At 71.1% G+C, this 12,163-nt stretch carries 12 protein-coding genes; 7 read left to right on the top strand and 5 right to left on the bottom strand.

Features of this window, described 5'->3' with window-relative positions; genetic code table 11:
• The first annotated feature begins 25 nt into the window (after positions 1–25).
• A complete protein-coding gene (locus F9C41_RS00490) occupies positions 26–1,591 on the top strand; it encodes a golvesin C-terminal-like domain-containing protein (RefSeq protein WP_155384584.1) in 1,566 nt (521 codons plus the stop codon).
• Positions 1,592–1,694: 103 nt separating this feature from the next.
• Here F9C41_RS00490 and F9C41_RS00495 read toward each other — a convergent pair whose 3' ends face one another.
• Positions 1,695–2,102, bottom strand: coding sequence for a hypothetical protein (locus tag F9C41_RS00495; protein ID WP_155384585.1), 408 nt, complete (start codon positions 2,100–2,102; stop codon positions 1,695–1,697).
• 232 nt (positions 2,103–2,334) lie between these two features.
• Complete coding sequence (locus tag F9C41_RS00500) at positions 2,335–2,928, bottom strand: TetR/AcrR family transcriptional regulator (RefSeq protein ID WP_155384586.1); 594 nt, start codon at positions 2,926–2,928, stop codon at positions 2,335–2,337.
• 78 nt (positions 2,929–3,006) lie between these two features.
• On the opposite strand from F9C41_RS00500, the gene F9C41_RS00505 reads away from it, so the two are divergent.
• From F9C41_RS00505 to F9C41_RS00525, 5 genes are all read left to right on the top strand, one after another.
• On the top strand, positions 3,007–3,807 hold the full coding sequence (locus F9C41_RS00505) for an SDR family NAD(P)-dependent oxidoreductase (protein ID WP_155384587.1): 801 nt from the start codon (positions 3,007–3,009) through the stop codon (positions 3,805–3,807).
• Between the two features lie 150 nt (positions 3,808–3,957).
• Complete coding sequence (gene htpG, locus F9C41_RS00510; RefSeq protein ID WP_269058887.1) at positions 3,958–5,823, top strand: molecular chaperone HtpG; 1,866 nt, start codon at positions 3,958–3,960, stop codon at positions 5,821–5,823.
• A gap of 248 nt (positions 5,824–6,071) precedes the next feature.
• Positions 6,072–6,959 (top strand): alpha/beta fold hydrolase, encoded by an 888-nt coding sequence (locus F9C41_RS00515; protein ID WP_155384588.1) that lies wholly within the window; start codon positions 6,072–6,074, stop codon positions 6,957–6,959.
• Positions 6,960–7,150: 191 nt separating this feature from the next.
• Positions 7,151–8,092, top strand: a complete 942-nt coding sequence (locus tag F9C41_RS00520) for an RNA polymerase sigma factor (protein ID WP_230689174.1) — start codon at positions 7,151–7,153, stop codon at positions 8,090–8,092.
• Between the two features lie 52 nt (positions 8,093–8,144).
• Positions 8,145–9,233: a hypothetical protein gene (locus tag F9C41_RS00525; RefSeq protein WP_155384589.1), complete on the top strand. Its 1,089-nt coding sequence runs from the start codon at positions 8,145–8,147 to the stop codon at positions 9,231–9,233.
• Between the two features lie 153 nt (positions 9,234–9,386).
• Here the strand turns inward: F9C41_RS00525 and F9C41_RS00530 are convergent, their stop codons facing one another.
• The 3 genes from F9C41_RS00530 to F9C41_RS41735 form a co-directional block, all read right to left on the bottom strand.
• Complete coding sequence (locus F9C41_RS00530) at positions 9,387–9,821, bottom strand: hypothetical protein (RefSeq protein ID WP_155384590.1); 435 nt, start codon at positions 9,819–9,821, stop codon at positions 9,387–9,389.
• A gap of 68 nt (positions 9,822–9,889) precedes the next feature.
• Positions 9,890–10,198, bottom strand: coding sequence for a TraR/DksA family transcriptional regulator (locus F9C41_RS00535; protein WP_155384591.1), 309 nt, complete (start codon positions 10,196–10,198; stop codon positions 9,890–9,892).
• An 86-nt stretch (positions 10,199–10,284) separates the two neighbouring features.
• On the bottom strand, positions 10,285–10,413 hold the full coding sequence (locus F9C41_RS41735) for a hypothetical protein (protein ID WP_269058888.1): 129 nt from the start codon (positions 10,411–10,413) through the stop codon (positions 10,285–10,287).
• A 184-nt stretch (positions 10,414–10,597) separates the two neighbouring features.
• On the opposite strand from F9C41_RS41735, the gene F9C41_RS00540 reads away from it, so the two are divergent.
• Complete coding sequence (locus F9C41_RS00540; protein ID WP_155384592.1) at positions 10,598–12,073, top strand: M1 family metallopeptidase; 1,476 nt, start codon at positions 10,598–10,600, stop codon at positions 12,071–12,073.
• The last annotated feature ends 90 nt before the right edge of the window (positions 12,074–12,163 follow it).

Raw genomic sequence — 12,163 nt, forward strand, 5'->3', positions numbered from 1 at the left:
TCGACCCCTCCGACCGGGAGACGTCATGCGCCGACCAGCCGTTGCCGTCCTGCTCTCCGCACTGCTCACCCTCACCGGTGCCGGTGCGCTGCCCACCCCCGCCCTCGCCACTGCCACCACCTCGTACACCTTCGCCCCGGCGACTGGCGCCGGAACCCTTGCCGTCACCTCCCTCGCGCCCGGCCTGACCCTGACGAGCACCTCGATCAGCGGTCCGAACCAGGTCAACATCCTGACCGCCGACCTCGCCGAACCGACGCTCAAACCCCGATACCTCAACCCCGGCACCGTCGGCGCGACGGCCGCCCTGACCACGCAGGCCAACCGCGTCGGGGCGGTAGCCGCGGTCAACGGCGACTTCTTCGACATCGGCGCGACCGGGGCACCGCGCGGCATCGGCCTCGACAACGGCACACTCGTCAACGGCCCGGCTTCGGGCTGGAACAGCGTGGCAGCGCTCTACCCCGCTGGGGCCGCCACCCGCGGCGGCCTGGCCGAGATCTTCCTCGACGCGACAGTCACCCTGCCCGGCGGCGCCAGGATCACCGCCACGAACCTCAACTCGCCGAACATCGCGGCGAACGGCGTCGGCGTCTACAACCCGCTCTGGGGTGACCAGCCGCGCAGCCAGGTCCTCGACGGAGCGACCCGCTCCCGCGAGATCGAGGTCACCGCGGGCAAGGTGACCAAGGTGAGCACCACCCCGGGTGGCAAGGTGGCCAACGGAACCGTCGCCGTGCTCGGCGTGAACACCGGAGCCGACGCCCTCGCCGCACTCGTGGTCGGCGACGCCGTCACGGTGGCCTACGCCCCCCGCGGCGGCGACGGCGCGCAGGTCGCGATCGGCGGAAACCTGGTGCTGGTCAAGGACGGCGTGGCCACCACCGTCGCACATCCCAAGAACCCCCGCACCGCGGTCGGCTTCTCCGCCGACGGGCTGAAGATGTGGCTGGTGGTGGTGGACGGCCGGGCCACCGCGAGCGTCGGCATGACGTATGTGGAGCTGGCGAACTACATGAAGTCCCTGGGCGCCGACGACGCGATCAACCTCGACGGCGGCGGTTCGAGCACCCTGGTGGCACGCATGCCTGGCGCCACCTCGGTATCGGTGCGCAACACCCCGTCCGACGGCGCGCAGCGCCCGGTGCCCAACGGCATCGGGTTCGTCTCCACGGCGCAGGCCTGGAGCACGATCGTGGACAACACGACCGCGGGCCGGTTCTCGGCGAGCGCCAACTGGGGCACCTCGACCTATTCGGAGCAGCGCTACGGCGCCGACTACCGGTTCGCGGATCCGGTGCTGGCCAGCGACTCCGCCTGGTACAAAGTGAACATTCCGCAAGCCGCGGACTACGAGGTGTCCGTGTGGTATCCGGCCAATGCCGGCTACAACGACTCGACGCCGTACATCGTGGCCACCACCAGCGGCAACCAGACGGTCCGGGTGAACCAGCGCGTCAACGGTGGCCGATGGGTCACCCTCGGGGTGTTCCCGCTGGCCGCGGGTGACGCCAACGTCGTCGGCGTCAGCCGGTGGACCGCGGGCACCGGGTACGTGATCGCCGACGCGGTGCGGATCACCCGCGCCTGACCGCGCCTGTTGCGTGCATTCGGCCGCCCCGCCGGCCGGGCACGGCCAAGAAGCGCTGCGTGGGGCCGGTCCCGATCATGGGATCGGCCCCGCCGGCTCTGCTCTACCTGGCGGCGGCGACGTCCGCCACCGGCCACCCCACGAACCGGGCGATGTCCTCGTCCGGCGTGGTCAGCAGGTCGACCCAGTCCTCCAATGCGCCGGCCAGGCTGTGCGGGATGCCCGGGTTGTCGGGCCGGGCCCGCTGCTGCGCGAGGTTGTCGATGTGGATGAAGGTGCCGTCGGGGTCCAGGGCCTCCAGCACCTCGTCGTCGCTCATGCCGGTGTCGCCGCTCGCGATGACCTCCCCGGTGTGCCAGTCGGTGTACTTCCACGTGGTCTGGCTGGTCTGCCCGCCGTCGATGATCCGGTGCCCGTCGGCTCTGAGCTTGTCGGCGGCCTCCGCCAGACTGAGGTCCGCCTCGCGCTGTGCGACCAGATACCGGCGCACGTAATCCTGTACCAGGTCCATGACCAACTCCCCAGGGATGACCTCAGCGCGTGGTCCGGCTGAGCACGGGCTACAGAGTGCCTGGCACGTCGCCCGCAGCCAAGGACACACGCCGTAGCCGATCGGTTTTCGCCCGATCGGCCGAAGCCGCCCGCGCGTCCACCTGAGGCGGATGGCAGCGCGTGCGTGCTGGTGCCGCCTCGGGGCCCGGTGCAGGTCCGGCTGCCGGCACGGACGACCGTTCGCCGGCGGGTCAGCTGCTCGCGGGGGTGGGCCCGGTGTCGCTGAGCGCCCGGAGCGCTCCGGCCAGGTGTTCGGTCAGCCGTGCGGGGTCGGCACTGGTGAGTGCCGGAGTGGCGATGATGCCGCGCATGAGCCATACGCCCGAGATCAGCGCCAGTATCAGTTCGGCTCGCTGCTCGGTGTCGGCTCCGTCGAGCAGGTCGGTCAGGCGCGTGCCGACGTGCCTGGAGATCGCGTCGCGCATGATCGCGGCGGCGCGCGGGTTGCTCGCCGAACGCAGCATCAGCAGGAACGGGCTCAGCTGCTCAGCGGCGGGGTCGGTGCGGGCGACGAGAGCCTCGGCGATGCGTGCCGCGACTGCCGCGGGTTGCGAACCCACGATGGTGGGCGGTGCGAAGGACCGGTCCACGACCTCGGCGAACAGCTGTTCCTTGGAGCCGAAATATCGGTTGACCAGCATCGCGGTGACTCCGGCGGCGGCGGCGACCTCCCGTACGCCTGCGCCGTCGTATCCGGCGCGGGTGAACGCCTCGACTGCGGAGTTGAGGATCGCCTCACGGGTGGCCGTGGCGTCTCGGCGGCGTGGCTGTTGCGTCACCATCATGTCTACGAGTGTAGACAATGCAGGTCAGGCGCGTCTACAGTCGTAGACATCTGATCCGGCACACCGCATGGGGGAATCATGGATCTGCAACTGGCAGGCAAGCGGGCACTGGTCACCGGAAGCACCGCCGGGCTGGGAGAGGCCATCGCCCGTCGGCTTTCGGCCGAAGGCGCCGCGGTCGTCGTCCACGGCCGTGACGAGCAGCGCGCGGCCAAGGTCGCCGACGCCATCCGCGGCGCAGGGGGACAGGTCGACGTCGCCATCGGCGATCTGGCCACAGACGCGGGCGCCGTGACCGTGGCCGCCGCGGCGCAGTCGGGTGGGCCGATCGACATCCTGGTCAACAACGTGGGCGCCTACGACCCGATCGGCTGGGCGCAGGCCACGCCCGCCGAGTGGGCGCGCCTGTATGAGGTGAACGTCATCTCGGGCGTACGCATGATCCAGCACCTGACGCCCGGCATGCGCGAGCGCGGCTGGGGCCGGGTGATCCAGATCGGCGGCGGCCTGGCGGCGCAGCCGACAGCCGACCAGCCGCACTACACGGCGACCCTGGCCGCACGGCACAACCTCGCCGTCTCCCTGGCCCGCGAGCTGGCCGGCAGCGGCGTGACGTCCAACGTCGTCGCACCCGGCGCGATCATGGTCGACACCGTTCGGGACCTGCTGCTGCGGCTGGCCCCGTCGCACGGCTGGGGCGACAACCTCGACGAGATCGAGCGAGCGGCGGCAGCCGACTGGGTGCCCAACGACACCGGTCGCTTCGGGCGCCCGGAGGAGATCGCCTCGGCAGTGGCGTACCTGGCCAGCCCGCTGGCGGGCTACATCAGCGGCGCGACGCTGCGCGTGGACGGCGGCACGATCCGCAACGTCCAATAGCCGCCGCGCGTTCGCCACGGCAATCCGGCACGCCCTGGACCCGGCCCGAACGGCGTGCCCGGCCCGCCGAGTTGCCCCGGCCGGAGCCTTGATGCTAAATCTGCGTTGGCACTCCAGCACGGACAGTGCTGACGCGGAGAGGGGACGCCGGTGGGTCAGGTCGAGACGTTCGAGTTCCAGGCGGAGGCTCAGCAGCTGCTCCAGCTGATGATCCATTCCGTCTACGCGAACAAGGACGTGTTCCTGCGGGAGCTGGTCTCCAACGCCTCCGACGCTCTGGACAAGCTGCGGCTGCAGTCGCTGATGGACAAGGAGCTGGACGCCGACACCAGTGACCTGCGCATCGAGCTCGCCGCCGACCCCGCCCAGCGCACCCTGACCGTGCGTGACAACGGCATCGGCATGACCCGTGACCAGGTGATCGAACTGATCGGCACCATCGCCCGGTCCGGCACGGCGGAGTTCGTCAGCCGCTGGCAGCAGGCCAAGCAGGACGGCACCGCAGAACTCATCGGCAAGTTCGGCATCGGGTTCTACTCCAGTTTCATGGTCGCCGACCGGGTCGTCATGATCACCCGTCGTGCCGGGGAGAGCGAGGCCACCCGCTGGGAGTCCACCGGCACCGGCACCTACGAGATCTCCACCGTCACCGACGCCGCCCCGGGCACCTCCGTCACCCTGCACCTCAAGCCGGCCGACGAGGACGACCAGCTATACGACTACACCGACCCGGCCGTGCTGCGGCGCATCGTCAAGCGCTACTCCGACTTCATCGCCTGGCCGATCCGGATGAGCGAACCCGACACCGATCAGCCCGCCACGCTCAATTCGATGAAGGCCCTGTGGTCGCGGCCCGCCGCCGACATCAAGCCCGACGAGTACACCGAGTTCTACCGGCACGTCAGCCACGACTGGACGGACCCGCTGGAGACCATCCACCTGCGCGCCGAAGGCGCCCTGGAGTTCGACGCACTGCTTTTCCTGCCCGCCCGCGCGCCGTACGACCTGTTCAGCCGCGACGCCCGCCGCGGCGTGCAGCTCTACATCAAACGCGTGTTCATCATGGACGACTGCCAGGCGCTGCTGCCGGAGTACCTGCGCTTCGTCAAGGGCGTCGTCGACTCCGCCGACCTGTCGCTCAACGTGTCCCGCGAGATCCTCCAGCAGGACCGGCAGATCCAGACGATCCACCGCCGCCTCGTCAAGAAGGTCCTCGGCACCCTCAAGGACATGCTCGCCAAGGACCCCGAGCGCTACACGGGCTTCTGGCGCGAATTCGGCCAGGCCGTCAAGGAAGGCCTGGTCAACGACCCCGACAACCGGGCCGTGATCCTCGACGTCGTGCAGCTGGCCTCGACCCACGACCCGGCCCGGCCGACCACGCTGCGGGAGTACGTCGAGCGCATGAAACCCGACCAGACGGAGATCTTCTACCTGGTCGGGGAGCAGCGCGCCACCCTGGAGAACTCGCCGCACCTGGAGGCGTTCACGGCCAACGGCGTCGAGGTGCTGCTGCTGCACGACCCGGTCGACGCGATGTGGGTCGAGATGGTCGGCGACTACGACGGCAAGACGTTCGCTTCGGCCAGCCGCGGCGAGGTGGGCCTGAAGACGCCGTCGGACCAGGCGCCGCACACCGGCGACTACGCGGGGCTGCTGGACTGGATGGGCACCCGGCTGGGGGAGAAGGTCAAGCAGGTGCGGCTCAGCACCCGCCTGACCACGTCGGCGGCGTGCCTGGTCTCCGACGCGTTTGACGCGCCGCCGGCACTGGAGAAGCTCTACCGGGCGATGGGCCAGGATCTGCCCAAGGCCAAGCGCATCCTGGAGCTGAACCCGCAGCATCCGCTGGTGGACAAGCTGCGCGCCGCGCAGGCCGAGCGCGGCGACGACGACACGCTGGCCGAGACCGCCGAACTGCTGTACGCGATGGCGGTGCTCGCCGAGGGCGGCGAGCTCGACGACCCGGCCGGGTTCACCCGTCGCCTGGCCGACCGGCTCTCCCGCACACTTTGACGCCGCTGCCCGTCGCGCTGGACCTCCGGGTACGCGATCGGCATGTCGTTGATGCTGGCCTCACGGCAGCGATCGGTGGGCAAGCACCACTCGCAGGCCGCAGGCATCGCGGCGACGGTGTGAGCACGGTCACCGGGGGGTCGGCCGGAAACCCGGCGGGGGGAGCGAACCCCGGCCGGTGCCGGTGCATCGGGATGAGGTCCGGCGGGCTCTGCCTGCCACCGACCCGCAACGCACAGGAGCCGATCATGACTTTCGCGACCACGCTCACGCCTGGCGCCCACCAGGTGGAGATCGACGGGATCCGGCAGGTCTACCACGTCGCCGGAACCGGGCCGGTCTGCCTGGTGCACTCCGGTGGCCCCGGCATGAGCTGGGAATACCTGCGTATGCCAGGGCTGGAGGCACACCTGACGATGGTGTATCTCGAACCGGTCGGCACGGGGACCTCCGGCCGCCTCACCGACCGGCGCGACTACCGCATCGACACGTACGCGCGGTTCGTGCACGGCGTGCTCGACCACCTCGGAGCACCCCGGGCGTACCTGCTCGGGCACTCGCACGGCGGGTTCGTCGCACAGCGGTACGCGCTGGACCACCCGGACCGGGTCGCCGGCCTGATCCTGCACTCGACGTCCCCGGTCACCGGGCCCGAATTCTGGAACGACGCGATGGCCAACCTCCAGCGGCTACCGGAGCGGCTGGCGCACCGTCCGCAGGCGGCGGCGATCCCCGGCCTGTTCCCGCAGGCCCTGGCCGCGACCGACGACGAGACCTTCTCGGCACTCATGCGCCAGGTGCTGCCCGCGTACTTCGCCGACTTCTGGGCTCAGGAGGACGAACTCGTGCCGGCCTTCGCCGCGTTCCGCGCCTGGATCGGCCCGTCCGGCGGTGAGGAGCCCGCCCCGTTCGACGTGCGCGACGAGCTCGCCTCGCTTGACGTGCCTGCGCTGATCGTCAGCGGGGACCAGGACTTCATCTGCGGCAGCCACTGGGGCAGGATGCTGCACGAGGCCCTGCCGACGTCGCAGCTGCTCGTCCTGGACTGTGGGCACATGGCACACCTGGAGCGGCCAGAGTCGTTCCGCCGTGCAGTCGTGGAGTTCGTCGAGGGGCGGGCACGCACGGCGGCGTAGCGGCCGCACCCCTCGCAGCCCGGATCCCGGGCGTGGCCGGGCCGGGACCTCGCCCCGGCCCGTCCGGGAAGCGCCGTGGAATTCGTCACGGTAGCCGGCGTCTGTTCGGCGTCGGCGTGGGCCGGACGTACCGTCGCGACCAGGGGCTGGCGGGTCGACCGCGGGCCGGCGCCGACGATCGGGGGCATCGCGTGTTCGCAGCTTCAGACACCGACGAGCACCTGGTCCGCGCGGCGTGGTCCGGGGATTCCACGAGCCTGGCCGTGCTGCTGGCGCGGCACCGGGCCGGCATGCTGGCGGTCGCGTTGGGCGTGCTCGGGTATGGGTCCGACGCCGAGGACGCGGTCCAGGACGCGATGCTGGTGGCGATGTCCCGGATCGGCCAGGTGCGCGACCCGGCGGCGGTCGGCCAGTGGCTGCGGACCATCGTGCGCAACAACTGCCGGATGCGGTTGCGTTCGACCCGGCCGGTGCCGATGGCCGATCTCGCGGTGCTGCCGCTGACCGCGGGCGGGCCGACGCCGGACGAACTGCTGGAACAACGGGCCCAGCGCGATTGGATCTGGCACGCGCTGGCCGGGCTTTCCGAGCCCGTCCGCATGGTCACGCTGCTGCGCTACTTCAGTGACGTGACGTCGTACGAGCAGATCGCCGCGCTGTGCGGGATCCCGGTCGGCACCGTGCGCAGTCGGCTGAACCAGGGCCGGACCCGGCTGACCGACCTGCTGCGGGCGGCCGCGGAGCTGGCTCACGACGATGCCACCACGCTGGCGCAAGCGCGGCGGCGGGAGGCCGAGCAGACACTGGTGGCCGCGGAACGCGGCGAGTTCGCGCAGGTCGTCCGGCAGTCGTGGTGGCCGGATCTGGAGGTGGTCACGCCGGACGGGCGGTTCAGCCAGGGACCGGACGTGCTGCTGGCGGGAATGGACCTCGACCTGACGGACGGGGTGCGCCAGCGGATCAGGAACGTGGTGGTCAGTGGGGACGTGCTGATCTGGGAGGCCGATCTGATCAGCCCGCCCGACGATCCGGAGCACTGCCCGCCGGGGGTGGTCTGGGCGCAGCGGCTGCGTGATCGGCGGGTCAGCCGAATCCGGCTGTTCCATCCGCGCCCCGCCGTGCCGGGGGGCTGACAGGGGCGCAGCGCCTCTTGCCGGGGCGGGCATTCCATGGTCGAGTGCCCGGGTGGCCGACGACTGGGACGAGCGGTTCGGCTGGGCCTGGGACTTGATCAGCGAGGACCCCGCCCGGCGCGATTCCGCGCACCTGCGCCTGGACGAGCTCCGCATGGCCCGGGCCGGTGCCGCCACCAGGCAGCAGCACGAGGAGGCGAGCCGCCGGCTGCTGCCCGACGGCCTGTGGATCGGGTCCCGCCCGGGGCTGGTGCGACTGCCGCGCGCCGTGCGCTACCGGCTGCTCTACCTGGATTGGGAGGTGCGGTTCCCGCACGAGTGGGCCTGGCACGCCAGGTCCTGGAGTACGAAGACGAGCCTGTTGCGGACCTTCCACCAGCACGTGGACGAGTTGCCGGACTGGATCCGGACGGTGCTGACCGACCTCATTCTGCTGGTGGTGGCCCGGCCGCACCGGCTCGGCGACGAACGCTATGCCCGGCTGGCGCGGGTGCTGGCCGACGACCCGCTGCGCGACCGGCTGCGGGAGCTGGGCGAGCACGCCGACGAGGGAGTACGGCTGCGCGCCGGCTACCTGACGTGGGTGATCGGCAGACGGATCCTGCCGGAGCCGAAGCCGAGCCAGTGGCGCGACTACCTGCAAACACTCGGACTGGTCGAGGAGCCCGCGCAACGGTCCCCTGCGATCCTGTCCCAGGTCGACCAGGGGCGCGTGCCGACCCTGGTGCGCTGCCCCCGGTGTGACGGCCCGGCGGCGGCCGTGTGCCCCGTGCCCGGCCAGGACCGGCCGGTGTGGCGGGTGACCTGCGCCGACTGCCCGTACACCGCGTCGCGCCGGCCGGAGTTCAAGCAGGGCAACCGCTGGGACGGCAGTGTCGTGCACGATCCGGTGTTCCGCCTGCCGCTGTGGCTGCAGCAGCCTTACGCCGGCAGCCGGTTGTGGGCGTACGGGACCGGCCATCTGGACGCGATCGAACAGCACCTGCGCGCCCGCGTACGCCTGGCCGACGGCGGGGCCTACCTGCCCGCGTACCAGGTCGACCTGCCGGACTGGATGATGCCGCTCGACCGGCGCGACGAGCTGCTGGCCGGGATCGCCGCGCTGCGCGCCACCGTCCCGGCCGGACCCGCTACCCGCTGACCACATACGAGTGTGGTGGGACGCGCTTCTGGCCGGTGAGGCGCCCGCGGCCACCCCGCCCGATTTCAAGACGGCCTGATCGACGTGGCAGTGGCACAGGCGTTCACCACCGAGTGGGCGCACCAGCACGCCGCCGACCATGCCGCGGGGCGCTCAGTCGGGCAAGCGCACGACGGCCAGGTCCCACTGGCCGTGCAGGTCCTCCCAGACCGTGACGACCTCGCCGACGGGCAGCGGGTTGCGGCCGGGACAGTCGTCGCGGTCGAGTTCGACGTCGTTCTCCTCGAGCTGCTCGACGACCCGGACCGCATCGTCGAGGGTGCCGTCGGTGGCCAGCCGCAGGTATCCGACACGCCATCGCACGGGCGGTGTGGCGAGGTCACGGCCAGCCACGTACCCGCCCGGGGTATCGAAGAGCGAGCGGCTCACGTCGATGCGCAGCGGCGCCTCGTAGACGGTGAGCCGGTCGTCGTCGAGCAGGCGCTCGCCGCGCAGCAGTTCCGGATCGGCGAACTCCGGCAGCTTGTCGAGCCCGGTCTCGTTGATGAAGTTTCCCCACGCGAAGAGCGCGTACGGCGCGTCCGGCATGGACGCGATCATAGCGACGCCGCCGGTCAGGACAGGGGTGCGCCCACCGCTGGGCGCACCCGGCGCTCCTACCGCGGGCAGGCCACGCAGGTCCTGGCGTGGGGCAGCAGATCGAGTCGGGCGAGGGGGATGGCGGCGGCGCAGACCTCGCATGCGCCGTAGCGGCCCTGCTCGATGCGGCGCAGCGCCGCCACGGTGTCGGCGAGGCTCTGGCGGGTGCCGGCCAGCAGCGCGCCGTGGGCGGCGGCTTCGGAGGCATCGGGGGCGGCGGCGGTGAGGTCGGACAGGTGGGCGGTCTGCTCGTCGCAGGTGTGCTTGAGCCGTTCGTGGATGCCGGCGAGCCAGTCGTCGTGATCGGTGGTGTCGAGCGTGGTCATGGTTCCTCCACTGTCGGGCGGGTACAAAGAAATCGGGCCGGAGCCGGTGTGCTCCGCCCGATGCGCCGTGCTCTGTGGACCGGCGACTAGTGCGGAGGCAGGACCGTGCGGAGGTCCGGCCTGCGCAGCGCGGCACGGGTGCGCGGGCAGCGGGCACCGTCACGGCCGCGGTCGCCCCGCGGTTCGCCGGTCACCTGGATCGCTGCCTTCGTCATGCAGCCACCATAGGCCGCGTTCCCGAAGCCGACAACCGGCCCACCAGCGCCCACACGGTTGCGGAGCCGCCGCACGTTGACTGCCGTTCACCGCGCTGTGACCGAACCAAAATATTTGCGTAGGCAACGATTCTGGTGGTCGGGCGCGTTCCTTCGGCATCACACCCGAACGACGGAGCACCTCTTGCACACCCGAACAGCCATCGCTGCAGCCACCCTGCTCGCCCTCCTGGGCGGCTGCACGAGTGGATCATCCACACCCGACACCGCCGCCTCGCCCGCCCCGGCCACGTCCTCCGGCGGCCTGGCGGGGGAGTACACGTCCTATGCGGCAGGGCTGTCGCGACCAGTCGTCGACTCCCAATATCCCCAGCACGGCACCGACGCTCTCGACGTGTTGCACTACGGCCTGGAACTGGCCTGGTCACCCGCCGAGCGGGTGCTCACCGGCACGGCGACCCTGCACCTCCGGCCGACCCGGGACGCGGCGTCGTTCCACCTCGACTTCAAGCCGTACACGATCACGAGCCTGACCGTGGACGGCAAGCCCGCGACCGGCGCGGTCACCAAGGAGAAACTGGTGGTGCAGGCGCCGGTGAAGGCCGACGTGCCGGTCACGCTCGTCGTCGGCTACCGGGGTAAGCCCAGCACCACCCCCTGGCCGACCACGACCCGCGGTGACAACCACCCGCTCGGCCTGACCGTGTCCGCCGACGGCGGCCTGTGGACCATGCAGGAACCGTTCGGCGCGTTCACCTGGTACCCGGCCAACGACCACCCGTCCGACGAGGCGCTGTACGACATCGCGGTGACCGCGCCCCCGGGCTGGTCGGCGATCGCATCGGGCACCCCGCAGGGCCGGCAGGGCGACACCTTCCGCTACCGCAGCACGGTCCCGGTCGCCTCATACCTGACGACCCTGGCGGTCGGTAAATACGAGAAGGCCACCGGCACCGGACCGCACGGGCTGCCCATCACATACTGGTACCACGCCGACGAGGCGTCGTACCTGCCGATGATGCAGAAGACCGCCGAGCACCTGCAGTGGCTGGAAAAGCACTTCGGCCCCTACCCGTTCGATTCGGCGGGCGTGGTCATGGTCGAGTCGCCCTCCGCCATGGAGACCCAGCAGATGGTCACCATGGGGGAGCGGTTCGGGCAGATGGGACCCCGGTCGTTCGACGGCACGCTCCTGCACGAGTGGGCCCACCACTGGTTCGGCGACGCCGTCACGCCCGCCGACTGGAGCGACTTCTGGCTCAACGAAGGCTGGGCCCTGTACGCCCAGCGGCTGTACGAGGCCGAAACCTACCCGGGCGAGATGAGCCAGGCCGAGCGGATCGCCCAGAACCGCGAGCTCGACGGCACCTACCGCAAGCAGTACGGCCCGCCCGGCAAGCCCAACGCCGCCGAATTCGGCAACACCTGCATGTACACCTGCGTCGCCGGCATGCTGCGCCAGCTGCACCAGGCCCTGGGTGACGACCGCTTCTTCGCCCTGGCCCGCGGCTGGGTCCAGGACAACCTGCACACCCAGCAGAGCCGCGCCTCGTTCACCGCGTACGTCAACCGCAAGACCGGGCACGACTTCACCGCTCTGCTCGACGCGTGGCTCGACTCGCCGACCACACCCGCGGAGACCGGCCCGCTGCCGAGCTGACCACCGAGGGCGTCCGCGAGGCCCGGCAGTCAGGTCGCGCAGCCCGACCCGAAACGGCCGGCCGGAGGTCCATCGGTGGGAACCTCCGGC

Source organism: Catellatospora paridis (assembly GCF_009720365.1).
GTDB classification, from domain to species: domain Bacteria; phylum Actinomycetota; class Actinomycetes; order Mycobacteriales; family Micromonosporaceae; genus Catellatospora; species Catellatospora paridis.

Bases quoted from the DNA above. Each gene is read 5' to 3' on its own strand.
- F9C41_RS00490 (WP_155384584.1), top strand. From the start codon at position 26: ATGCGCCGACCAGCCGTTGCCGTCCTGCTCTCCGCACTGCTCACCCTC.
- F9C41_RS00495 (WP_155384585.1), bottom strand. From the start codon at position 2,102: ATGGACCTGGTACAGGATTACGTGCGCCGGTATCTGGTCGCACAGCGC.
- F9C41_RS00500 (WP_155384586.1), bottom strand. From the start codon at position 2,928: ATGATGGTGACGCAACAGCCACGCCGCCGAGACGCCACGGCCACCCGT.
- F9C41_RS00505 (WP_155384587.1), top strand. From the start codon at position 3,007: ATGGATCTGCAACTGGCAGGCAAGCGGGCACTGGTCACCGGAAGCACC.
- F9C41_RS00515 (WP_155384588.1), top strand. From the start codon at position 6,072: ATGACTTTCGCGACCACGCTCACGCCTGGCGCCCACCAGGTGGAGATC.
- F9C41_RS00530 (WP_155384590.1), bottom strand. From the start codon at position 9,821: ATGCCGGACGCGCCGTACGCGCTCTTCGCGTGGGGAAACTTCATCAAC.
- F9C41_RS00535 (WP_155384591.1), bottom strand. From the start codon at position 10,198: ATGACCACGCTCGACACCACCGATCACGACGACTGGCTCGCCGGCATC.
- F9C41_RS41735 (WP_269058888.1), bottom strand. From the start codon at position 10,413: ATGACGAAGGCAGCGATCCAGGTGACCGGCGAACCGCGGGGCGACCGC.